The organism is Micromonospora echinofusca, from assembly GCF_900091445.1.
Classification (GTDB): domain Bacteria; phylum Actinomycetota; class Actinomycetes; order Mycobacteriales; family Micromonosporaceae; genus Micromonospora; species Micromonospora echinofusca.
Window position 1 is genome coordinate 6,592,045 of the sequence record NZ_LT607733.1, and the last position, 22,113, is coordinate 6,614,157.

Below are 22,113 nucleotides of genomic sequence, written 5' to 3' on the forward strand. Positions count from 1 at the left end.
TCAGCGCTCCGGCCGCTGGACCAGGTCGGTGAAGTCCTGCTCGTTCCGTTCGGCGAGCCGCACGTACGCCCACCCGACGGCGATCAGGAACGGGAACGACACCACCCCGAGCAGCAGCCAGGGCAGGTGGACGCCGAACACGGTGACCCGGCCGACGGCGGGGGCGACGGCGAAGAGCCACGGCAGCCCGCCGAGCCCGATCGCCACCACCAGGGAGAGCCGCAGGGCCAGCGCGAACTGGGCCCGGACCAGCCCCCGGACGAGGGCGTCGCCGACGCGGGTCTGCTCGGCCAGCTCGGCGCGGGTACGTTCCGCGCGGTCCTCCCGGCGGGACACCTCGGCCAGCACGATCCGCGCCCTGGGCTGGGGTGGCGTGGGCTGCCCCGGCACCCCGGGCCGGCCCGCGTGCTCCGGCGCCCCGGGCCGGCTCGACCGGGGCGCCGGGACGGGATCGTCGGCAGCGGCCACCTCGGCAGTCTCGCCCGATCGCCGTGATTGTCAAGGGCGCTCCGTCGGCGTCGCGCCGGTGGGGCGGCCCCGACCGGACCCACCCCACCGGGCCTGTGGACAACCTGTGGAGAACGGGTCACCCCTGTGGATAACTCTGTGGGAACCGGTGACCGGCTGCCGGCCACTCCGCCCCGACGCTCACTTTGCGCCGGCGTGCTCCAGCCCCACGCGCTCCGGGCGGGCGGAGGCGGAGCCGAGCCAGGTGTGCGGGTTGCCGTACCAGCACCAGCCGAGCTTCGGCGCGTTCTGGCTGATCCAGAGCGCCGGCACCCGCTTGTCGCCGCAGCGGGAACCGACCAGCGAGAAGCACTTGTTCTTCGCCAGCGCCTCGGGGTGCAGGGTGACGAAGGCGAGCCCCTCGTCGATGGTGAGCGGCAGCCGCCCCTGGCCGGTGACCACCTCCATGGCGGCGGCGGGGGCCAGGTTCAGCGTCTCCTCGCCCCGGTCGACGTCGAAGAGCAGGTACGCGGGACCGGCCGGCACCTCCAGCTCCTTGATCGGATCGAACTTCGGCAGGTCGCCCTCGGCGTAGTGCCGGTCGACGATGCCCGGCTTCCGCTTGCCGGCCAGGGTGGTCAGCGCGACGCGCTCCTCCACCGGCACCAGGTCACGGGTGACCACCAGGAGGAAGGGCACCCGCCCCTCCGTCGGGGCGGGCAGGCCCGCCGATCCGGCGACGGCCGCCGCGCGCAGCGGCGCGACCAGGTCACGGAAGGCGTCCTCGGTCAGCTCGGCCAGGGCCGGATAGCCCAGCTCCACCAGCCGGTCGAGCTGGCGGTCGAATTCGGTCGCGGCGTCGAACAAGGCGGCCTCCTTTTGTCGTACGGAGTACCGTACAGCGTACGACGACGCGTGCCTATTCCCGGCCCGCGAGGAAGATCCGGGTCAGCGGTTCCAGTCCTGCTTCGCCGCGCGGACCAACTTGTCCTTCAGCTCGCGGGTGTGCCGGCGGCTGACCGGCAGCTCCGCCGAGTCGATCACCACGACGTAGCCGGAGTTGACCAGCCGCAGCTCCGCGATCAGCTTCAGCTGCACCAGGTACGAGCGGTGGATCCGGACGAACCCGGCATCCGCCCAGCGTTCCGCGAGCGTCGCCAGCGACACCCGCACCAGGTGGGAGCCGTCGGCGGTGTGCAGGCGGGCGTAGTCGCCCTGGGCCTCCACCCACCGCACCGCCGAGCGGGGCAGCATCCGCGTGGTGCCCGCCAGCTCGATGGGGATGGTGGGATCCTCCTCCGCCCGGGCCAGCGCTGCCGGGTGCGACGGCACCACCCGCGCGCCGATCACCCGGCGCAGGGACTCGGCGAGCCGTTCGGCGCGTACGGGCTTGCGGACGTAGTCGGTGGCGCCCAGGTCGAACGCGTCCACCGCCCCGTCGTCGTACGCGGTGACGAAGACGATCGCCGGTGGCCGGGCGAAGCGCCGCAGCACCCGGGCCAGCTCCATGCCGTCCAGCCCGGGCATCCGGATGTCGAGGAAGACCACGTCCACGTCGCCGTCGCGCAGCACCCGCAGCGCCTCCGTCGCGTCGCCCGCCGTGTGCAGCCGCGCCACCCGGGGATCGGCCCGCAGGTGGTACGCCAACTCGTCCAGCGCCGGCGGCTCGTCGTCGACCGCCAGCACCCGCAGGAACCCGGCCGTGCCCACCTCCGCGGTCCGCTCGATCACGAGCCGGCCCGTACGCCGGGGTGGAACTTCGGCACCCGCATGCTCACCTTCGTACCCGAGCCGAGGCCCGTCTCGACGACCAGGCCGAAGCCGTCGCCGAAGACCGACCGGAGCCGCTCGTCGACGTTGGAGAGCCCGACGTGCTGGCCCGGGTCGTCTCCGACGCCGGCCAGTGCGGCGTCGCCCGGGCCCCCGGCGGCGCCGGCCAGCTCGGCGATGCCGGCGGTCAGCGTGCTCGGATCCATCCCCACTCCGTCGTCCTCCACGGTGATGTGGCACTCGGTTCCCGCGTCCCGGGCCTCGATGCTCACCATGCCCGTGCCCGGCTTGCGGGACAACCCGTGCCGGACGGCGTTCTCCACCAGCGGTTGCAGGCAGAGGAAGGGCAGCGTCACGGGCAGCACCTCCGGGGCGATCTGGAGCCGCACCTGGAGCCGGTCGCCGAACCGGGCCCGCTCGATGGTCAGGTAGCGGTCGATCGAGCGCAGCTCCTCGGCCAGCGTGGTGAACTCGCCGTGCGCCCGGAACGAGTACCGCGTGAACTCGGCGAACTCCAGGATCAGCTCCCGGGCCCGGTCCGGGTCGGTGCGGACGAACGAGCCGATCGCGGTCAGCGCGTTGTAGATGAAGTGCGGGCTGATCTGGGCGCGCAGGGCGCGTACCTCGGCGCGGGCCAGCCGCTCCCGCGACGAGTCCAGCTCCGCCAGGGCCAGTTGGTTGCCCGCCCAGTGCGCGGTCTCCAGGGTGGCCTGCACCAGGCCCGGCTCCGGCTGACCGTCGGCGACCGCGACCAGTGCCCCGACCCGACGCCCGTCCGCGCCGGTCAGCGGGGCTACGACCGCCCCGCGCACCGGGCAGTCCACCCGGTCGCAACGCAGCTCCGGATCGCCGAGGACGGTCGAGCGGCCGGACGCCACCGCCCGCCCGGCCGCCGCGACCAGCTGCGCTTCGTGGTGCCCGCCCCGCCCGTCGAGGGCGAGCACGCCCTCCCGGTCCGTCAGCGCCAGCCCGGCCGCCCCCACGAGCGCCCGCAGATGGCGTACGGCCTTCGCCGCGTTCGCGGCGCTCAGGCCCGCGCGCAGCGGCTCGGCGGCCAGCCCGGCGGTGTGCAGCACCTCGTACGTGGCCCGCTGGGTGGCCGTGGCGATGCCCCGCCGCGCGCGCAGCCGGACCACCGCGAACACGGCCGCCCCCAGCGCGGCGAGCAGCGAGACGACACCGAAGACGCCCGAGAGGTTGCCACCCACGCAGCGATCCTGGCCCCTGCCGGCCCGCAGGCCAAGGGTCAGTACGCGCCCTTGCGGGCGAGCACCACCCCGACCGTGCGCCACAGGATGCTCAGGTCGTACGCCAGCGACCAGTTGTCGACGTAGTAGAGGTCGAGCCGGACCGCCTCGTCCCAGGACAGGTCGGAGCGGCCGGAGACCTGCCACAGCCCGGTCATGCCCGGCCGGACCAGCAGCCGGCGGCGTACGTCGCCGAGGAAGTCGCCGTCGTCGGCGGGCAGCGGGCGCGGCCCGACCAGCGACATCTCGCCCTTCAGCACGTTGATCAGCTGCGGCAGCTCGTCCAGCGACGAGGCCCGCAGGAAGCGGCCCACCGGGAAGACCCGGGGATCCTGTTTCATCTTGAACAGCATGCCGTCGGTCTCGTTGCGGTCGACGAGGCTGGCCAGCCGGTCCTCCGCGTCCACGTACATGGTGCGGAACTTCCAGACCCGGAAGGTGCGGCCCTCGTGGCCCACCCGGGGCTGGCGGAAGAAGACCGGACCGGGGTCGGAGAGCCGGATCGCGACCGCGATGGCCAGGAAGACCGGGGCGAGCAGCAGCAGGCCGAGCCCCGCGGCCACCCGGTCCATCAGGTTCTTGGCCAGCAGCGCCGGCCCGGAGAGGGTCGGCTCCTCGACGTGCAGCAGCGGCAGGCCCTCGATCGGGCGGATGTGCACCCGGGGGCCGGCGATGTCGGTGAGCTGCGGGGCGACGACCAGGTCGACGCCGGAGCCCTCCAGCTGCCAGGCCAGCCGGCGCAGCTCGCCCGGCTCCGAACTCGCCGAGCCGCAGACCGCGATCGTGTCGCCGCCGACCTCCCGCACCAGGGCGAGGACGTCGCGGCCCGCGTACACCGGGACGGGGGTCTCGATGCCCTTGGCCGCCGCGTAGCCGTCGGTGATGTGGATGGCGACCGGCATCAGCCCGGCGGCCGGATTGCGGGTGACCGCCGTGTAGACCTCCAGGCACTCCGGCAGGGTGCCGATCAGCACCATCCGATGGCCGGCCTGGCTGATGTTGCGCCGGACCACGTGCAGCACGAAGCGGCAGAGGATCCGGTTGAGCAGGATCAGCAGCAGCGCCGCGAGCAGGGCGGTGCCGACCGTGTAGCGGGACAGGTCGGTCTTGGTGGCGAAGGCGAGGAAGGACACCGTCGCGGCGACGGCGACGCCGGCCCGGATCACCCGCTTGTACTCGTCCGGACCCAGGCCGAGGTAGCGCCGGTCGTACGCCCGGTTGGCCCAGAGGCTGACGATCCAGCCGAGCGGCAGGAGTACGAACGCCACCGTGTGGAACCACGTGGGGTCCTGCTCGGCGTTGTAGAAGCCCGCGCGCGACTGGTCGAACGTCTCGATCGCGATCAGGCTGGCCACCGCGGCGGCTGCGAAGTCGAGCAGCAGCAGGAGGGTGATGTAGGGCCGGTGCCAGCGGGACACGCGGCGGCGGGCCCGAGCCCACGCGGACCGGGGTACGCCGTTGTGGGACGGCGGTGCCGGCGGCTGGATCTCGAAGCTGTCGACGTGCCGCACGAGTTTGCTCCGGCCTGTGTTGGTTACCGGGCGCTGGAGGCTTGTCGTCACCTCACCCATGTCCTCCCGCATGACACGGGCCGCTCACTCGCCGTGAGGGCCCGGTCGCCCACCGTCCCAGTCTCCCACGCGGGCGCCGACCCGCGCGCTGCCCCGAGGGACAATGCGCCGGTGTGGTGCCGCCGGGCGTCTGGCCGGCTCCGCGCCATTTCAGAAGCCGGGGACCGAGCCACTATACCGATGGATGACGGGCCCGGTAGAGCCGCAACTCAGACCTTCGACGCGGGACGGCCGATTCCGTTCCGTAGTCGGCAGTGTCGTCACTCACCGTACAAGTCGAGAGAGCCGACGGTCAGCGAGCGGCTTCCCGCCGGTCTGGCAGGTCGCGCAGTACTGGAGGCTGGAATCGGCGAACGAGACCTCGCGGACGGTGTCCCCGCAGACCGGGCAGGGCTGCCCCGTGCGGGCGTGCACCTTCAGCCCCGAGCGCTTCTCGCCCTTCAGCTCGGCCGCCTTCTGCCCGACCGACCGGCGCACCGCGTCGCCGAGCACCTCCCGCGTCGCCGCGTGCAGGGTCGCCAGCTGGTCGTCGGTCAGCCGATTGGTCAGCGCGAACGGCGACAGCTTCGCCGCGTGCAGGATCTCGTCGGAGTACGCGTTGCCGACCCCGGCCAGCACCGTCTGGTCGGTGAGCACGCCCTTGACCTGGCCCTTGCGGCTGCGCATCCGCTCGGCGAAGGTGGCCGCGTCGGCGGCGAGGGCGTCGGGGCCGAGCCGGGCCACCCCGGGCACCGCCGCCGGGTCCGTGACCAGGTAGACGGCGAGGCTCTTCTGGGTGCCGGCCTCGGTCAGGTCGAAGCCCGAGCCGTCGTCGAGGCGTACCCGCAGCGCGATCGGTCCCTTCCCGGGGCGCAGCGGGGCTGCGGACGGAAACGCCTCCCGGTAGTGCAGCCAGCCCGCCCGGGCCAGGTGAACCACCAGGTGCAGCTCGCCGTCGAGCACCACGTCGAGGAACTTGCCATGCCGGCGGGCGTCCGTCACGGTCCGCCCGGCGGCGGCGGTCGGCGCCGGGTCGTACGTCTTCAGGGCGCTGATCGCGGCGACCTCCAACCGGTCGACGCGCCGCCCCACCGCGCGCTCACGCAGGTAGTCCGTGAGCGCCTCGACCTCCGGTAGTTCGGGCACCAGCCAACGGTAGCCTTCTTTCCCGTGAGAATCGTGGTGGCGCACAACCGGTACCGGGAGGCTCAGCCCTCCGGTGAGAACACCATCGTCGACGCGGAGATCGCCCAGCTCACCGCGGCCGGGGTGGAGGTGCTGCCGTTCATCCGCAGCTCGGACGAGATCCCGTCGATGTCGAAGTCGGCCAAGGCGCTGCTGCCGATCTCGCCGATCTGGGCGCCCCGCGCGCAGGAGGACCTGAGCCGGCTCATCACCGAGCACCGGCCCGACGTGCTGCACCTGCACAACCCGTACCCCCTGATCTCGCCCTGGATCGTGCGGACCGCGCACCGGCACGGCGTGCCGGTGGTGCAGACGGTGCACAACTACCGCCAGGTCTGCTCCTCGGGGCTCTACTTCCGCGACGGGATGATCTGCCAGGACTGCCGGGGCCGGGCCCTGGGCGTGCCGGCGATCGTGCACCGCTGCTACCGGGGCTCGCGGGCGCAGAGCGCCCTCATGGCGACCACGCTGGCCGTGCACCGGGGCACGTGGCGCTCGGTGGACCGGTTCGTCGCGCTCACCTCGGCGGTCGCCGACCACCTGCGCGACTACGGCATCCCGGCAGAGCGGATCGTGGTCAAGCCGAACGGCATCCCCGACCCGGGGGCGCCCGCGCCGCTCGGCGACGGCTTCCTCTACATGGCCCGGCTGTCCCCGGAGAAGGGGCTCGACCTGCTGCTGGACGCCTGGCGGCGGCACCCGGACGGGGCGCTCGGCCCGCTGCGCATCGCGGGTGACGGCGAGCTGCGCCCGCTGGCCGAGGCCGCCGCCGCCGAGCGCGCCGACGTGACCTACCTCGGGCCGCTGGACCGCGCCGGGGTGCGCGCCGCGATCGAGGCCAGCGCGGTCATCGTGGCCGCCTCCACCTGGCACGACGTGCTGCCCACCGTGATCATCGAGGCGTTCGCCGCCGGCCGCCCGGTGCTCGGCACCGCGCTCGGCGGCATCCCGTACCTGCTCGGCGCCGACGCCCCCCGCGAGCCCGCCGGCACCGGCCCGGCCGCCGTCGCCACGGCCGCCCCGGGGGAGGGTCGCGTCGCGCTGCCCACCGGCGTGGCGGCGGGCGAGGCGGGCTGGGTGGTGCCCCCGGAGCCGGCCGCCATGGCCGCCGCCCTGCCGGTGGCCCGGGCCGGCGCGGCGACGCTGGCCCCGGCGGCCCGCGCCCGCTACGAGCGCACGTTCCACCCCGACGTGGTCACCAAGCGCCTCCTCGACGTGTACGCCTCCTTGAGCTGACCGCCCCTCCGCGCTGCACCACCTCGCTTGCCGGGGCGGCGGTGTATCGGACGCTCGTGGGCTCTCTGAGCGGACGGCACCCGTAGTGGCCCGCCGCTACTCGTTTCCGCCATGGCGGTGAGGTCGTCGCCGCTGAATATGACGCAGCCGAGGATGTCGGCCAGGACCCTCCGCTGTAGGTGTGTCAGGGCGTTCACGAAGATCGCGGCGTCGATTCCTGCCGCCCGGCACGCCTCGGCGATTTCCCGGACCTTGCCGTGTGTCAGCAGCGTCCGGCGGGAGAAGGGTTGGGACATCCGGGCAGCCCCTCCTGGGCGCTCCTGCCACCGGTCGGAAGCGCCTCGGCGCTGAACGTACCGACCCACCACCCGGCTGCCGCGGGCCTCGGCCAGGGCGGCAAGCTCGTCGAGCCGGCCCTCGTACTGCTTCTCCTTGGCCGAGAACAGACCGATGAGTACGACGTCGGCGCCGTCGAGCGGGTTACCAGCGTCCCCGTACTGCTTCACGCTGACGTGATCGCTTCTACCGTGCCACCTTCCGGGAACTCCATTCTGCTGCTTGGGACGGCTGGAGATCTTGGTAGGAAAGTGCCCCTGGAGGGGCGCTCTCCTGCCAAGATCTCCGCCGCCACGGTGATGGGCGACTCACGTGCGGTCAGTCGTGGTGTCGTGCCGTCCGAGCGGTCGCACAGACGGGGCAGCTCGACAGGGGCCGAAGAGGGGTAGGCCGCCCCGGCGTCGCACCTCAGCGCAGTGAGGCGCGGGCGGAGAAGGCGATGCTGGCGAGCAGGAAGCCGCCGTTGACGATCGTGAACGCCACCATCACCCAGAGGACCAGACCCGGGGCGAAGGCCAGCACCAGACCGGCGGCGAAGATCACCGCGCCGTAGTCGCGGACCAGCTTCACGAGGCGTACGGGCAGGGAGGTCGAGGTGACCATGCTGGCGGCGTTCGGGCCGGCCTGCATCACGGAGGTGACCAGGTTGACCATCCAGGTGCCGGCGAAGATCGCGACCAGCCAGCTCGGCGTCGACGGCTCCTGCGCCACGGCCGTCGCCGCCAGGGCGGCGACCAGGGCGATCTGGGCGGCCACGTCGCACAGCACGTCGACCCGGGCACCCGCCGCGCTGCCCTGACCCGTCACCCGGGCCAGCTGGCCGTCGGCGCAGTCCAGGCAGTACGCCACCTGCCAGCCGACCAGCGCGAGCAGCCCGACCGCCCAGGCCGGTACGTCGCCGGCGGCGACCCGCCCGGCGAGCGCGACCACGGTGACCGAGGTGGCCAGGCCGAGCACCAGGTTGGCGATGGTCAGCGCCGTCGGGCGCAGCCCGAGGCGCTGGGCGACGAGCGCGAAGACCGCGCCCAGCCACTGGCTGATCGATTCGCTGAACAGGCCGCCGCCCCGGTTGACCCGGTGGAAGTCGGCGACGGTGGGACGGGGCTCAGCCAAGGTGGTCGCGGATTGCACCGGCGTAGTCTGCCAGCCGCTCCCGCGTCTCGGTAGGCGACATCGCCAGGTGTTCGAGGATCGTGTAGCGGTCCGGCCGGGTCCGGGGCGCGAACTGCACGGCATCGACGAACTGCTCGTCGGTCAGGCCCAGGTCGCCCGGCGTGGTGGCGAGGCCGTGCCGGTGCAGGCAGTGGGCGAGGCGACCGAACCGGTCGGAGTCCCCCCGCAGGAACGTGCAGAAGAGGGCGCCGAGCCCCACCTGCTCGCCGTGGGCGGCGGTGCCGGGGTGGAGCCGGTCGATCGCGTGGGAGATCTCGTGGTCGCCGCCGCTGGCGGGGCGCGTCGAACCGCACACGGAGCTGGCGATGCCGCCCATGATCAGCGCCTCGGCCAGCGTGGTGAGGAAGCCGTCGTCGGTGATCTTGCCGGGGTGGTTGAGCAGCGCCTCGGCGCCCGTCCTGGCCAGCGTCACCGCGAGCCCGTCGATGGGCTCGCCGCGTACCTCGTGGGCCAGCTCCCAGTCGGCGCAGGCGTTCAGGTTGCTCACCGCGTCGCCGATGCCGGCCTGGGTCTGCCGGTCCGGGCCGTTCTCCACGAAGTCGAGGTCGACGATGACGCCGATCGGGATGTGCACCCCGTAGGAGCCCTTGCCGCCCTCGTGGTCGAGCGAGGCGGTCGGGGAGGCGATGCCGTCGTTCGCCAGGCTGGTCGCCACCGTCACCATCGGGATCCCGTAGCGGGTGGCCGCGTACTTGGCGGTGTCGATGGTCTTGCCGCCACCGATGCCCACCACGGCGTCGTAGTGGCGGCGGCGCAGCCGGTCGCCGAGGTCGTTCGCCGCGTCGATGGTGCCACCGACGACCGTGAAGACGTCGGCCGCGCCGAGCGACGGCCGGCACAGCTCGACGATCCGCTCACCCTGCCCGGGGCCGACCACCACGGCCACGTCCCCGCCGGCCGAGATCCGCCGGTCGGCCAGCAGCGGCCCGAGATCGGCCACCGCGCCCCGCCGGACCTCGATCACGAGCGGGGTGTTGACCGTACGGGCTAGTAGCGGCACGCGATCTCCCGCGCCCGGGCCAGGTCGGCGTGGTTGTCGACCTCGACCCAGGAGACGTCGCCGATCGGCGCCGCCCGCACCTCGCCACCACGGTCGGCGAACTCCTGGTAGCCGTCCTCGTAGTAGAGGTTCGGGTCACGCCGCCACGTCGCCTCCAACGCGTCGGCGAGGGTGTCGGCCACCTGCGGCTCGATCAGCGTCGCGCCGATGTACTCCCCGTACGCCTCGCCCGGGTCCATCAGCTTGGTGATCCGGGTGAGCTGGCCGGCGGCGTCGAAGGTGGTCTTCATCTCCTCCTCGGCCAGCGGCTTGATGGTGTCGACGGCGAGCAGGATGCCCGGGCCGCGCTCGGCCAGCAGGGTCTTCTCCACGCTCACCGGGTGCACGGTGTCGCCGTTGACCAGCAGCACCCCCCGGGAGAAGTGCTCGCGGGCCAGCCAGAGCGAGTACGCGTTGTTCCACTCCTCGGCCTTGTCGTTGTGCACGAGGGTGATCGTGACGCCGTACCGCTTCTCCAGGTCGGCCTGGCGGGAGACGACCGCGTCGGCGGCGTAGCCGACCACGATCACCACGTCGGTGAGCCCCACCTCGGCCAGGTTGCGCAGCGAGATGTCCAGGATGGTGGTGTCGCCGTCCACCGGCACCAGCGCCTTGGGCAGGGTGTCGGTGTACGGGCGCAGCCGACGCCCCGCCCCGGCTGCGAGCACCATCCCGATCATTGAGGCGTCCTCCGTCGTACGAGTCCCGGTCACCGCTGGAGGATAGCCCCGGGCGGCGGCACCGCTGCGGTCAACCGGGTCAGCCGGGCAGCGCCGCCAGGTCCGCCAGCACCCCCAGCCGCTCCTCGGCGCTCAGCACGGCGTACGGGGCGGCGGCCCGCCGGTCGGTCTCCAGCTCGATGGCGAGCTGCTCCGGGCCGGGCGGCAGGGCGGTGGCGCTCGCCGCGTCGTGCCCGGCCGCCGTCCACGCGGCGGCGTGCGCGTCGGCTCGGTGGTAGCGCATGGTGCCGAGCCGGTTCAGCAGCAGCACGCCGGGTGGGGTGCCGTCCGGCTCGTACGGCGGCGCCGACGCGGCGAACGCCGCACCCGCCTGGGCGCCCTGCTCGTCGGCCAGCACCAGCGCGCACGTGAGCACCCGGCCGAACGCCTCCACCAGCCGCAGCACCCGGTCCTCGTGCCCCGCCCAGAGTTCCTCGGTGACCTCGGCGTGCACCTGCCAGATCTCGGCGAGGAAGGCCAGCCCCCGCTCGGTGGCGGTGAGCCCCCCCTCGGGGCTGCGGTGGATCATCCCGTACGCCACCTGCTTGTCCAGGGCCCGCCGGCACTCGACCGGGTCCCGGTAGCGGGTGACCGCTGCGAAGCCGGCCTCGTCGACCGTCCCGCCCGGTGCCGCGAGGCGGGTGCGGAACTCCAGCAGGAAGCCGGTGGCCGCCGGCCCGCCGTACCGCTGGCTCAGCTCGGCGCCGCCGCCGTCGCGGCCGGCGAGGATGCCGGCGACGAACGCCCGGTCCACCGCCGGGGCGACGAGGCCGGCGAACCGGTGCGGCGCCAGCTCGACGGTGTCGTTCACAGACCGATCGAACGCAGGGCGGCGAAGCCTTCGGCCGCGATCCGGCGGATGAGGCCGTCGTTGACGTCGCGGTGCTCGTCGAGCAGGTCGAGCTCGTCGGCGGCGAGCCACCGGAACTCGGTGTGCTTGCCGGCCTCCAGCGTCGGCCGGGCCAGGTCGCCGTCGACCCGGACCAGCCAGTCGCGCTCGACGCGGGCCAGGCCGTCGTCGGCGACGTAGCGGTATTCCCCGACGTGGCCGAGCACGTGCGACACCGTCCAGCCGGTCTCCTCGGTCACCTCCCGGCGCAGCGCGTCCATCCAGTCCTCGCCCGGTTCGAGATGGCCGCCGACGATGTCCCAACAATTGGGAAAGATGCGCCGGTGGGGAGACCGTCGCTGGACGAAGAGTCGACCGTCGTCGTCGACGATCAGCGCGCCGGCGCAGCGCAGAGGCTCGGTGGACACGCCACGACAGTAGCGAGCGGGGGCGTGTTCCGGCGACGCCCGGTCTTGTCGCCGGGCAGCGCCCGGGCGCACCATGTCCCCTACCGGGTGCCACCGTCCCGAAGGGGTGATGCGTGATGCAGGTTCGGGAAGCGATGTCCAGCGAGGTTCTCGTGGTCGGCCCGGAGCACACGCTCCGCCAGGCGGCCCGGATGATGTCGGCCCGCGGTGTCGGGTCGGCGGTCGTGATCGACCCGGAGTCCGAGGGGGTCGGCATCATGACCGAACGGGACGTGCTCAAGGCCATCGGGGCCGGGCTGGACTGCGACGTCGAGCGGACGGCCGCCCACCTGACCTGGGACGTGGTCTACGCCGGCCCGGAGTGGACGGTGGAGGAGGCGGCCGCGGCCATGGCCCGGGGCGGCTTCCGGCACCTGGTGGTGCTCGACGGGCGCGAGGTGGCCGGGGTGATCTCCGTCCGGGACATCATGCGGGTCTGGGCGGCCAGCCGGATGGCCGGCACGACCTGAGTCGCCGCTCGGCGGAGGGTGTGGCGGGCCGATCGACGGGTAAGGATCCCATGCGGGCGCGGACGGACCGTGACCCGCGTCGGAGGTCCTCATGCGTGGCGCGGATCGGCTGGTCGAACAGCAGTACGCGATGCTCCTGCGGCGGGACGTGGCCCGGCTGCCGGACCTATACGCGGCCGACGCCTTCTACTCCATGCCGGGCGTCACGGTGCGCCCGATCGAGCTGCCCGCCCTGCTGCGCACCTGGACCGGGGCCTTCCCGGACCTGGTCGTCGACCCGATCGGGTCCGTGCAGACGGCGGGTGGCGCGGCCGTCGAGCAGCGGCTGACCGGCACCCACACCGGGGTGCTGCACACCCCGTTCGGCACGGTCGCGCCGACCGGCCGGGTGGTGAGCTGGGAGGTGGTGGACGTCGTCCGGGTCCGGCGCGGCCGGATCGCGGCCTGGCGGTCCTACTTCGACTGGGGGCAGCTCATCGCGGCGCTCGGCCTGCACGTGGACGGGCTCTCCCGGGAAGCGCAGCACGACCCGCTCGGCCTTCCGGTCTGACCTGCCGCCGACCGGTCGACGCCGGTCACCCGTCCCGGTGGCTCAGGATGCGGACATCGCCGTGCCTGGCGCACGCACCCCGTCGCCTTCCGTACGCTGAACAGCCATGACCGCCGAGCAGCTGATCTCCTTCGCCCGTGGCGCTCCCTCCCTGGACATCGTCGATGTCGAGGGGCTCAAGGCCGCCGCCGTCCGCGCGTTCGACGCCGATCCCGCCGGGGTGACCGCTTACGGCACCTCCGTCGGCTACCTTCCGCTGCGGAAGTGGATCGCCGAGAAGCACGGGGTCTCCGCCGACCAGGTGCTGATCACCAACGGGTCGTTGCAGGCGGACGCGTTCCTCTTCGACCACCTGGTCCGCCCCGGCGACGCGGTGGTGGTGGAGCGGCCGACGTACGACCGGACGCTGCTCAACCTCCAGCGGATGGGCAGCGAGCTGCACGGCGTCTCGATCCAGCCGGACGGGCTCGACACCGCCGAGCTGCGCAAGCTGCTGGAGTCGGGGGTGCGTCCCCGGCTGGCGCACGTCATCCCGAACTACCAGAACCCGGCGGGCGTGACGCTCAGCCTGGAGAAGCGCCGCGAGCTGCTCGACCTCGCCGCCGAGTACGAGTTCACGATCTTCGAGGACGACCCCTACGCCGACATCCGGTTCCGGGGCGAGGCGCTGCCGTCGATGCTCTCGATGGACACCCGCGGCGTCGTGGTGCACGCCTCCAGCTTCACCAAGACGGTCTGCCCCGGCGTGCGGGTCGGCTACCTGGTCGGCCCGGCCGACCTGATCGGCGACATCGCGAAGAAGGCGACGAGCCTCTACATCTCGCCGGGCATGGTCTCCGAGGCGATCGTGCACCAGTTCTGCGTCTCTGGCGACATCGAGCGCTCCATCGAGACGGTGCGCGCGGCGCTGGGCGAGCGGGCCCGGGTGCTGGCCGAGTCCCTGCGCCGGCACATCCCGGAGGCCCGCTTCGTGGAGCCGGACGGCGGCTACTTCCTCTGGGTGGAGCTGCCCGAGGACGTGGAGGTCGACCGGCTCGCGCCGGCGGCCGCCGAGCGCGGCGTCGCCGTGGTCAAGGGCAGCGACTTCGTCGTCGACGGCGGGCGGCACGCGCTGCGGCTGGCGTACTCGGCGGTGACCGCCGACCGCATCGACGAGGGCGTCCGGCGCTTGGCGGAGGCCATGGCGGCCGTACGGGGCTGAGTTTCTGTCAGATTTCTGACAGTTGCGCGATCGTGGCCGTCCCGGGTCTCCCGCCGGGGCGGCCGACGGCCCACAATGCTGCGAGCGTCACTCACCACGTGTAGCGGAACTCACCGCCCGGTGCCGGCCCCCACCGCGCCCGGCGGCCGAGCCCCCGCCGGCCCGACCGGCGACACGGGGAGTGTCGCGACCAGCACAACCCCCGCCCCCAAGGGCGCCGGGCTGGGCCGGGTCGCCCCCTCACCCCCCCTGAAGCGACCCGGCCCACCCGGCGCCGCCCTGCTGGGGATCGTCACCGGCGGTGATCATCGACGGCGGCGTACTGTTCACCCTCGGCAGCGCGTGGGGAGGGGGCGGGATGACGGACCGGGGGCAGCAGGGGCGGACCACCGCGCCCAACGGCGGACGGGTGCTCAGGCCCCGCGACTGGGTGGCGCCCGTGCGGGCGATGACCCGCCGGCTCAACTCGGACCATCCGCAGCAGGCCTCCGCGCCGGCCGGCCCGCAGCGCAGCCCCGTGGTCGACTGCGCGCTCTACGTGGACGGCCGCCGGCAGCCCGGCGACTGGCGGTACGCCGAGGCGCTCGCCGCTGCCCGCAGTGCGGAGAACGGCTTCGTCTGGCTCGGCCTGCACGAGCCCGAGTTGGCCGAGATGACCGCCATCGCTGCCACGTACGGGCTGCACGAGCTGGCCGTCGAGGACGCCGTGAAGGCCCAACAGCGCCCCAAGCTGGAGCAGTTCGGCGAGGTCAGCTTCCTGGTGTTGCGCACCGCCCGCTACTGCGAGCACGCCGAGCTGACCGAGCACTCGGAGGTCGTCGAGACCGGCCAGGTGATGCTCTTCATCGGCCCGAACTTCCTGATCAGCGTCCGGCACGGGGACGCCTGCCGGCTGGCTCCCGTCCGGGCCGACCTGGAGACGAAGCGCGACCTGCTGCTGCACGGCCCGTGGGCGGTGGCGTACGCGGTCACCGACCGGGTGGTCGACCTCTACCTCGAGGTCGCCGACCGGCTGGAGGACGACCTCGACATCCTGGAGGCCGACGTGTTCGACCGCCAGTCCAGCGGCCGGATCCAGCGGATCTACCAGATGAAGCGGGAACTGGTGGAGTTCAAGCGGGCCGTGATGCCGTTGCAGCGCCCTCTGCTCACCCTCACCGCGCAGATGAACCGCGACGTGCCGAAGGAGATCCGCCGCTACTTCCGCGACGTGCAGGACCATCTCAGCCGCACCGTCGAGCAGGTCAACTCGTACGACGACCTGCTCAACTCGATCCTCCAGGCGCGGCTGGCCCAGGTCACGGTCGACCAGAACAACGACATGCGCAAGATCGCGGCGTGGGCCGCCATCGCCGCCGTCTGGACCGCCATCGCCGGCATCTACGGGATGAACTTCGAGGTGATGCCGGAGCTGAAGATGACGTACGGCTATCCCGTCGTCCTCGCCCTGATGCTCGCGATCTCGCTGGCGCTGTACCGCTGGTTCCGCCGCAACGGCTGGCTCTGACGGCCCGAGCCGGACGCGCAGCCCCCGCCGCACCCGGCGCCGCCTCACCCCGCAGCCCCCGCCGCCTGAGCCCGCAGCTTCCGTCGTCGGACGCGGAAGCGCCGGCGGGGCGGCGGGGAGCCGCTTCGCCGGCGCTTTCCGGGACCGACAGGGGTCAGCGGCGGCCGTTGGTCCGCGCGCCGCCCTTCCCGAGAGCCTCGGTCAGGTCGTCCGCGGGACGACCCGAGGTGTCCTTCGCGCCCTCGGCCACCGACGGGACCTTGTCCGTCGCGTGCACCGTCGGCTGCTTGCCGGGGGTGGTGGTGGAGGCGCTGTCGCCGCCGGCCACCGCCGAGCTGCCGGCGCCGGTCGGGCCACCGGCCACGCCCGAGCCGCTCGACATCGTCGACGCGTCGGTCACCGGCGTGCGGATCTCCATGGTCTCCACCTCGTCGCGCATCGGCTCCAGCTTGCGGGTCGGGTCGTACTCGGCCCACTCCTGCTGCTCCCGACGCCGCCGCATCGCCACGGCGGCGACCCCGGCCACCGCGCCGGCCGCGAGCAGGCCGGTCATCATGGACCCGCCCCGCCGGGAGTTCTTCTTCCGGGACGCCTTCATGTTCTTCGCCTTGACCTTCCTGCCGGCCGCGACCTGCTTGGCTGCCAGGGCCTTCCGGCCGGTGACCGCCTTGCCCGCCGCCTCGGCCTGCGCCTTGCGAACGGCCAGGGCCAGCGGCGCGAGCGCGGCGACCGTGGACGCGAGGCCGCTGGACGCGCGGTCGCGCACGATGACGGCCGTCGGCGCGACCGCGCCCCGGGCCGCCTGGACCCGCGGGGCGACGGTGGCGCCGGCACCCTTCGCGGCGTACGTCGCGGCCTGCCTCAGGTGACCGAGTCCCTGGTTCAGCTCCACCTTGGCCAGCTGCCCCTGGGTCTTACGCCGCCCGATTCCAAACACGGTCCCACCTCCTGGGAGTTGTTCCTTCGTCATCCTCCACCTTCGGATGCCTCCGCACTGCCAGATCGGGCACATGGGAGGATCCGCATGGAACTGACCAACGACTGAGGAGTACCCGTGGCCGAGGCTGTCTACGCCACCTTGCACACCAACGCTGGCCCGATCCGGCTGGAGCTCTTCCAGAACCACGCCCCGAAGACCGTCAAGAACTTCGTCGACCTGGCGGAGGGCACCCGCGAATACACCGACCCGCGTACGGGTCAGCCGGGCAGCGGGCCGTACTACGACGGCACCATCTCGCACCGGGTGATCAGCGGCTTCATGATCCAGATGGGCGACCCGACCGGCACCGGTCGCGGTGGCCCGGGTTACAAGTTCGGTGACGAGTTTCACCCGGAGCTGCGCTTCGACCAGCCGTACCTGCTGGCGATGGCGAACGCCGGGCCGGGCACCAACGGCTCGCAGTTCTTCATCACCGTGTCGCCGACGCCGCACCTGAACAACCGGCACACCATCTTCGGGAAGGTGGCCGACGAGCAGTCGGTGAAGGTCGTCGACGCGATCGCCAACACCCCGACCGGCCCGAACGACCGGCCGTTGCAGGACGTCGTCATCGAGCGGGTCGAGATCGAGCGGAACGCTGCCTGAGCGGTCCGCGAGGTACCTTTGCCGACATGACTGAGCGCTCCGAGGGCCGGGACCGGTTGGTGGGTCGCGCGATCCGCGACGGCGGGCGCGCACGGTGAGCGAGTCCCCACCCACGACCCCGGTCTGCTACCGGCACCCGGGCCGCGAGACGTACGTGCGGTGCACCCGCTGCGACCGGCCGATCTGTCCGGACTGCATGCGGGAGGCGTCGGTCGGGTTCCAGTGCCCGGAGTGCGTGGCGGAGGGACGTCGTAGCGTGCGGCCGGCGCGTACCGCCTTCGGTGGCGGTGCCGCCGGCCGGCACGGCTACGTCACCAAGGCACTGATCGCGCTCAACGTGCTGATGATGCTGCTCTCCATCGCCAGCGACCGGGGCGGGGACGCGGCGATCGGCGGCTCCGGCTTCGGTGGCCTGATGGGCGGCAGCACCCCGCTGACCGACTGGGGCTCTGTGCTCGGCAACGCGATCTTCCCCGACGGCACGGTCGGCGGCATCGCCGAGGGCGAGTGGTACCGCCTGGTCACCGCGATGTTCCTGCACTACGGCGTGGTCCACCTGCTGCTGAGCACGTGGGCACTGTGGGTGCTCGGCCGGTACCTGGAGGCCAGCCTCGGGCCGCTGCGCTTCCTGGCGCTCTACCTGGTCGCCGGGCTGGGCGGCAACGTCGCCGCCTACCTGTTCAGCGCGGAGAACCAGCTCACCGCCGGAGCCTCCACGTCGATCTTCGGCCTGTTCGCCGCGCTGGTGGTCGTCGAACGGAAGATGGGCCGGGACATCTCCCAGGTGCTGCCCATCCTGGTGGTCAACCTGGTCTTCACGTTCACCGTGCCGAGCATCTCGATCCCCGGGCACCTGGGCGGCCTGGTGGTCGGCGCGCTGCTGGCGCTCGTGTTCGCGTACGCCCCGCGGTCGCGGCGGTCGCTGGTGCAGCTCGCGGGCGGCGCGGTGATCGTGGCGGCGCTGATCGGCCTGGCCCTGGTCCGCACCGCGGCCATCGTCGGCGGCTGACCTCCGGCCCGGTCCCCGCCTTCCGGCGCGGGGCCAGCCGGGGCCACCGCCGCGACCTGCCGCTCAGTGCGGGCGGGCCTCGTGCAGGGCCTCGGCCACCTCGGCGGGGTCCGCGCCGAGGTCGTGGCGGCCGAAGAGGTGCAGCGACTCGCCCGCGTCGATCTCCAGCAGCTCGCTGGTCAGGCCCCGCCGCGCGCGGCGGTCCACGGTCACCTTCTCGATGCTCGTCCAGGGCAGCCGCCGGCGCCCCGCGAAGCCCTGGACGACCGTGATCCCGGCCGGGTCCACCGCGAGCCGGACCGGCGCGAGAAGGTCGCGCACCGCCCAGCCGGCGAGCGCGACGGCCGTGAGGACGGCCAGCGCCAACCGGACCCGGTCGCTGCCGTCGAGGAGCAGCGCCAGCGCGAGCAGCGCGACCGCGCCGGTCAGCTTGAGCGCCGGCAGGGCGGCCGGCACCCGCCACTGCCGGCTCGGGGACGGGTCTGCGGACATCCGTTCAGCATGCCAGGGGACCGGGGGAGGACGCCCGGCCCGCCGACGACGTAGGATCGGGGCCAGCCCAAGTTACCGGGGAGTAGTCATGAGTGACGCAGTCATCGTCGGCGCGGTACGCACCCCGGTGGGGCGGCGCAAGGGCAGCCTGGCCGCCGTGCACCCGGTCGACCTCTCGGCGCACGTGCTGCGCGCCCTCGCCGAGCGCACCGGCATCGACCCGGCCCAGGTCGACGACGTGGTCTGGGGCTGCGTCTCCCAGGTCGGCGACCAGTCGTGGAACGTCGCCCGCAATGGCGTGCTCGCCGCCGGCTGGCCCGAGTCGGTGCCCGGCACCACGCTCGACCGGCAGTGCGGCTCCAGCCAGCAGGCCCTGCACTTCGCCGCCGCCACCGTCCTCTCCGGTCAGGCCGACCTGGTCGTCGCCGGTGGCGTCGAGTCGATGACCCGGGTCGCCATGGGCTCCAGCGTGGCGGGCGGGTCGCCCTTCAGCGACCAGCTTCGTGACCGCTACCGCGGCGTCGAGGGCTTCGCCGACGACGCGCCGCTGCCCTTCAACCAGGGCGTCGGGGCGGAGCTGATCGCCGAGCGCTGGCGCTTCTCCCGCGCGCAGCTCGACGAGTTCGCCCTCGCCAGCCACGAGAAGGCCGCCGCCGCGCAGGACGCCGGCGCCTTCGACGCCGAGATCGCCCCGGTCGCCCTGGCCGACGGCGGCAAGTTCGCCGCCGACGAGGGCATCCGGCGGGACACCTCGCTGGAGAAGCTCGGCGAGCTGGCCACCCCGTTCCGCGCCGACGGCGTCGTCACCGCCGGCTCCGCGTCGCAGATCTCCGACGGGGCGGCGGCGCTCGCCGTCACCACCAGCGAGTGGGCCAGCCGGCACGGCCTGCGCCCGCTGGCGCGCGTACACACCGCCGTCGTCGCCGCCGACGATCCCGTCACCATGCTCACCGCGCCGATCCCGGCCACCGCGAAGGCGCTGCGCCGCGCGGGGCTGGGCATCGAGGAGATCGGGGTGTACGAGGTGAACGAGGCGTTCGCCCCGGTGCCGCTGGCCTGGCTGGCGGAGACCGAGGCGGACCCGGAGCAGCTCAACCCGCGCGGCGGCGCGATCGCGCTGGGCCACCCGCTCGGCGGCTCCGGCGCCCGGATCATGACCACCATGCTCGCCCACATGCGCGACAACGACATCCGCTACGGCCTCCAGACGATGTGCGAGGGCGGCGGCATGGCCAACGCGACCATCGTCGAGCTGCTTTAGGGCTTGTGTCGAACTGGTGAGGCCCGTCACGCAGAAGGCGCGGAAGCCTGACGAACCACTGCCGCCCGAACTGTGATACCTCTGTGGCATAAAAATACCCGCGAGGTATCGGCGGGCGGACTACACCGCCGTCGAGATCCAATGCATTCAGTCACGTCCAACGAGCAGAAAGTAGCGGACGGCTGTGGCCGGTCGGCCTCCCACCAGGCCGGTTCGCCGCTGGTCGGCGTGCCGCCGTGGACGACGGAAAACGCGTGGTCCGGTGCGGCGGGTGGCGGTTAGGTTCCCGGCGTGACCGACGCCGCCACGCCACCCGCAGACCGGGCCGCCACGCCGTACGCCGACTGGGCCAACGCGCACTGGCGGGACACCGCCCTCGACTGGGTCGGCGAGCACCTCGCCCGGCACGGCCGCCGGGTGGCCGGACCGGTGGAGCCCCGGGTCCGGCCCTGGTCGCTGGTCTGGCGGGTGCCCACCGACGCCGGGGACGTCTGGTTCAAGGCGAACAACCCCGGCACCCGGCACGAGGCCGCGCTGCTGGGCGCGCTGGCCCGGCTCGTCCCCGGCCGGGTTCTCGACCCGGTCGCCGTGGACGCCGGGCGAGGCTGGTCCCTGCTGCCCGACGGCGGTCCGACGCTGCGCGAGGCGCTGGGCGGCGACCGCGGCCTGCTGACCCGCTGGGAGCGGGTCCTGCCCGCGTACGCCGACCTCCAGCGCGCGGTCGCGCCCGCGGCCGGCGGACTGCTCGCCCTGGGCGTGCCCGACCACCGGCCGGAGGCGCTGCCGGAGCTGTTCGGGGCGCTGCTCGACGACGAGGAGTCGCTGCTGCTCGGCGAGGAGGACGGGCTCTCCGCCGAGGCGTACGGGCGGCTGCGCGCCCACCGCTCCGCCTTCGCCGAGGACTGCCGGCGGCTGGCCGGCTCCGGCGTCGCGCCGACCGTCCAGCACGACGACCTGCACGACGGCAACGTCTTCGTCGCCGGCGACGGGTACCGCTTCTTCGACTGGGGCGACGCGTCGGTGGCCCACCCGTTCGGCACGCTGCTGGTGACGCTGAACTCGGTCGCGGACGCGTTCGGGGCTGCCCGGAGGCGACCCGGCGCTGGCGCGGCTGCGCGACGCCTACCTGGAGCCGTGGTCGGACGGGCACGACCGGGCGACGCTGCGCGAGGCGGCCCGCCTGGCCGTCCGCGTGACCCGGGTCAGCCGGGCGCTCTCCTGGCGTCGCGCCCTCCAGGGCGCCGACCCGACCCGCGCCGAGTACGCCGCCGCGGTGCCCGGCTGGTTGCAGGAGCTGTTCGCCCCGGACCCGGTCTGAGCCGCCCCGGCGGCGGCGCGTCTCCGGCCCCGACGGCGCGGCCCGTCGCGTCATCGGCCCCGGCGACGCCGCCCGGCCCGTCCCGCCCGTGGCCGGTGGCGGAGCCGGACAGGCGGTGCGACGCGCACCCGTGGAACTTCCAATAATCCGGCGTGACCCATGTCACCCCAGGTCGCGCCTCGTTGGGCAGGGCATGGACGTCTTCTCCCGAACGTTCCTCCCGGCCGCCTCCGAGGCCGGGCTGGCGGTGCAGACCGTCACCCGGCACATGCCGGTCTTCCGACGCTGCGTCGGTTCCGGCGACGCCACCATCCTCGTCACCCGCTGCGCCCGGCCCGAGCGCCCGATGGCCGGCGAGTACCTCCTCCTGCTGACCCACCGGCGGCTGGTCGTCACCCAGCAGACCCGCGTGCTGCACCGGCTGCGCCTGCACCTCAACACGGACCTGCGGGAACTCAGCAACGTCACCTGGAGCCCCGACCCGCGCCTGCACTCGGTCGAGCTGGCCGCCACCGCCATCGACGGCATCCGCGAGCGGTTCCTCATCCGCACCCGCCACCCGAAGCAGGTGTGGCAGCTCGACGCGCTGCTCAACCACGCCTTCCGGACCCGGCTGCGTACGCCCCGGGAGCGGCTCGTCGCCACCATCGGCGAGGCGCCGCCCGTCGCGCGGCCCGCCACCTTCCGCCCCGCCGTGGTGCGCTGAGCGCCTTCTTACCGAA

General features: G+C 73.4%; 24 protein-coding genes. 10 read left to right on the forward strand and 14 right to left on the reverse strand.

The window, feature by feature from the left end; all coding sequences use genetic code 11:
- From GA0070610_RS28445 to GA0070610_RS28470, 6 genes are all read right to left on the reverse strand, one after another.
- A complete protein-coding gene (locus GA0070610_RS28445) occupies nucleotides 1-390 on the reverse strand; it encodes a DUF485 domain-containing protein (protein WP_089003795.1) in 390 nt (129 codons plus the stop codon).
- A 258-nt stretch (nucleotides 391-648) separates the two neighbouring features.
- A complete protein-coding gene (locus GA0070610_RS28450) occupies nucleotides 649-1,314 on the reverse strand; it encodes a DUF5701 family protein (RefSeq protein WP_089002885.1) in 666 nt (221 codons plus the stop codon).
- 81 nt (nucleotides 1,315-1,395) lie between these two features.
- Complete coding sequence (locus tag GA0070610_RS28455; RefSeq protein WP_089003796.1) at nucleotides 1,396-2,157, reverse strand: LytR/AlgR family response regulator transcription factor; 762 nt, start codon at nucleotides 2,155-2,157, stop codon at nucleotides 1,396-1,398.
- Nucleotides 2,158-2,174: 17 nt separating this feature from the next.
- Nucleotides 2,175-3,425: a sensor histidine kinase gene (locus tag GA0070610_RS28460; RefSeq protein ID WP_089002886.1), complete on the reverse strand. Its 1,251-nt coding sequence runs from the start codon at nucleotides 3,423-3,425 to the stop codon at nucleotides 2,175-2,177.
- Nucleotides 3,426-3,463: 38 nt separating this feature from the next.
- Nucleotides 3,464-5,035 (reverse strand): sugar transferase, encoded by a 1,572-nt coding sequence (locus GA0070610_RS28465; protein WP_089002887.1) that lies wholly within the window; start codon nucleotides 5,033-5,035, stop codon nucleotides 3,464-3,466.
- Between the two features lie 264 nt (nucleotides 5,036-5,299).
- A complete protein-coding gene (locus GA0070610_RS28470) occupies nucleotides 5,300-6,160 on the reverse strand; it encodes an Fpg/Nei family DNA glycosylase (RefSeq protein ID WP_089002888.1) in 861 nt (286 codons plus the stop codon).
- 24 nt (nucleotides 6,161-6,184) lie between these two features.
- Here GA0070610_RS28470 and GA0070610_RS28475 point away from each other — a divergent pair, with 24 nt between their 5' ends.
- Nucleotides 6,185-7,435 (forward strand): glycosyltransferase family 4 protein, encoded by a 1,251-nt coding sequence (locus tag GA0070610_RS28475; RefSeq protein WP_089002889.1) that lies wholly within the window; start codon nucleotides 6,185-6,187, stop codon nucleotides 7,433-7,435.
- On the opposite strand, the gene GA0070610_RS30745 is transcribed toward GA0070610_RS28475, so the two are convergent.
- The 6 genes from GA0070610_RS30745 to GA0070610_RS28505 form a co-directional block, all read right to left on the reverse strand.
- Entirely contained in the window at nucleotides 7,366-7,941 is a 576-nt protein-coding gene (locus tag GA0070610_RS30745; protein WP_172896613.1) for an HflX-like GTP-binding protein, read from the reverse strand. The two genes, GA0070610_RS28475 and GA0070610_RS30745, sit on opposite strands and share 70 nt — an antisense overlap.
- Nucleotides 7,942-8,179: 238 nt before the next feature.
- On the reverse strand, nucleotides 8,180-8,902 hold the full coding sequence (locus tag GA0070610_RS28485; RefSeq protein WP_089002890.1) for a CDP-alcohol phosphatidyltransferase family protein: 723 nt from the start codon (nucleotides 8,900-8,902) through the stop codon (nucleotides 8,180-8,182).
- Nucleotides 8,877-9,944 carry an iron-containing alcohol dehydrogenase family protein gene (locus GA0070610_RS28490; RefSeq protein WP_089002891.1) on the reverse strand — a complete coding sequence of 356 codons (1,068 nt, stop codon included), beginning with the start codon at nucleotides 9,942-9,944 and terminating at the stop codon, nucleotides 8,877-8,879. The genes GA0070610_RS28485 and GA0070610_RS28490 overlap by 26 nt, the downstream gene beginning before the upstream one ends.
- Entirely contained in the window at nucleotides 9,932-10,663 is a 732-nt protein-coding gene (locus tag GA0070610_RS28495; protein WP_089002892.1) for a phosphocholine cytidylyltransferase family protein, read from the reverse strand. The genes GA0070610_RS28490 and GA0070610_RS28495 overlap by 13 nt, the downstream gene beginning before the upstream one ends.
- Before the next feature lie 79 nt (nucleotides 10,664-10,742).
- Complete coding sequence (locus GA0070610_RS28500; protein ID WP_089002893.1) at nucleotides 10,743-11,513, reverse strand: hypothetical protein; 771 nt, start codon at nucleotides 11,511-11,513, stop codon at nucleotides 10,743-10,745.
- The gene (locus GA0070610_RS28505) at nucleotides 11,510-11,959 is read right to left on the reverse strand and encodes an NUDIX domain-containing protein (RefSeq protein WP_089002894.1); all 450 of its coding nucleotides are present in this window, start codon (nucleotides 11,957-11,959) and stop codon (nucleotides 11,510-11,512) included. Before GA0070610_RS28505 ends, GA0070610_RS28500 begins: the two co-directional genes overlap by 4 nt.
- 116 nt (nucleotides 11,960-12,075) lie before the next feature.
- Here GA0070610_RS28505 and GA0070610_RS28510 point away from each other — a divergent pair, with 116 nt between their 5' ends.
- The 4 genes from GA0070610_RS28510 to corA all read left to right on the forward strand — a co-directional run bounded on the left by GA0070610_RS28510 (nucleotide 12,076) and on the right by corA (nucleotide 15,726).
- The gene (locus GA0070610_RS28510) at nucleotides 12,076-12,468 is read left to right on the forward strand and encodes a CBS domain-containing protein (RefSeq protein ID WP_089002895.1); all 393 of its coding nucleotides are present in this window, start codon (nucleotides 12,076-12,078) and stop codon (nucleotides 12,466-12,468) included.
- Between the two features lie 91 nt (nucleotides 12,469-12,559).
- Nucleotides 12,560-13,018, forward strand: a complete 459-nt coding sequence (locus GA0070610_RS28515) for an ester cyclase (RefSeq protein ID WP_089002896.1) — start codon at nucleotides 12,560-12,562, stop codon at nucleotides 13,016-13,018.
- 106 nt (nucleotides 13,019-13,124) lie between these two features.
- Nucleotides 13,125-14,219: an aminotransferase-like domain-containing protein gene (locus GA0070610_RS28520; protein ID WP_089002897.1), complete on the forward strand. Its 1,095-nt coding sequence runs from the start codon at nucleotides 13,125-13,127 to the stop codon at nucleotides 14,217-14,219.
- A gap of 358 nt (nucleotides 14,220-14,577) precedes the next feature.
- The gene (gene corA, locus GA0070610_RS28525) at nucleotides 14,578-15,726 is read left to right on the forward strand and encodes a magnesium/cobalt transporter CorA (RefSeq protein ID WP_089003797.1); all 1,149 of its coding nucleotides are present in this window, start codon (nucleotides 14,578-14,580) and stop codon (nucleotides 15,724-15,726) included.
- Nucleotides 15,727-15,880: 154 nt separating this feature from the next.
- Here the strand turns inward: corA and GA0070610_RS28530 are convergent, their stop codons facing one another.
- Complete coding sequence (locus GA0070610_RS28530; protein WP_089002898.1) at nucleotides 15,881-16,696, reverse strand: hypothetical protein; 816 nt, start codon at nucleotides 16,694-16,696, stop codon at nucleotides 15,881-15,883.
- A gap of 84 nt (nucleotides 16,697-16,780) precedes the next feature.
- On the opposite strand from GA0070610_RS28530, the gene GA0070610_RS28535 reads away from it, so the two are divergent.
- Together GA0070610_RS28535 and GA0070610_RS28540 are read left to right on the forward strand one after the other, a co-directional pair.
- The gene (locus tag GA0070610_RS28535) at nucleotides 16,781-17,311 is read left to right on the forward strand and encodes a peptidylprolyl isomerase (protein WP_089002899.1); all 531 of its coding nucleotides are present in this window, start codon (nucleotides 16,781-16,783) and stop codon (nucleotides 17,309-17,311) included.
- Nucleotides 17,312-17,405: 94 nt separating this feature from the next.
- Nucleotides 17,406-18,320, forward strand: a complete 915-nt coding sequence (locus tag GA0070610_RS28540; RefSeq protein ID WP_089002900.1) for a rhomboid family intramembrane serine protease — start codon at nucleotides 17,406-17,408, stop codon at nucleotides 18,318-18,320.
- A gap of 63 nt (nucleotides 18,321-18,383) precedes the next feature.
- Here the strand turns inward: GA0070610_RS28540 and GA0070610_RS28545 are convergent, their stop codons facing one another.
- Nucleotides 18,384-18,812 carry a PH domain-containing protein gene (locus GA0070610_RS28545; protein WP_089002901.1) on the reverse strand — a complete coding sequence of 143 codons (429 nt, stop codon included), beginning with the start codon at nucleotides 18,810-18,812 and terminating at the stop codon, nucleotides 18,384-18,386.
- A gap of 88 nt (nucleotides 18,813-18,900) precedes the next feature.
- On the opposite strand from GA0070610_RS28545, the gene GA0070610_RS28550 reads away from it, so the two are divergent.
- From GA0070610_RS28550 to GA0070610_RS28560, 3 genes are all read left to right on the forward strand, one after another.
- Complete coding sequence (locus tag GA0070610_RS28550; protein ID WP_089002902.1) at nucleotides 18,901-20,073, forward strand: thiolase family protein; 1,173 nt, start codon at nucleotides 18,901-18,903, stop codon at nucleotides 20,071-20,073.
- Between the two features lie 291 nt (nucleotides 20,074-20,364).
- A complete protein-coding gene (locus tag GA0070610_RS28555) occupies nucleotides 20,365-21,537 on the forward strand; it encodes a phosphotransferase (RefSeq protein ID WP_231925839.1) in 1,173 nt (390 codons plus the stop codon).
- 47 nt (nucleotides 21,538-21,584) lie between these two features.
- Nucleotides 21,585-22,097 carry a hypothetical protein gene (locus GA0070610_RS28560; protein WP_089002903.1) on the forward strand — a complete coding sequence of 171 codons (513 nt, stop codon included), beginning with the start codon at nucleotides 21,585-21,587 and terminating at the stop codon, nucleotides 22,095-22,097.
- Nucleotides 22,098-22,113: the final 16 nt, after the last annotated feature.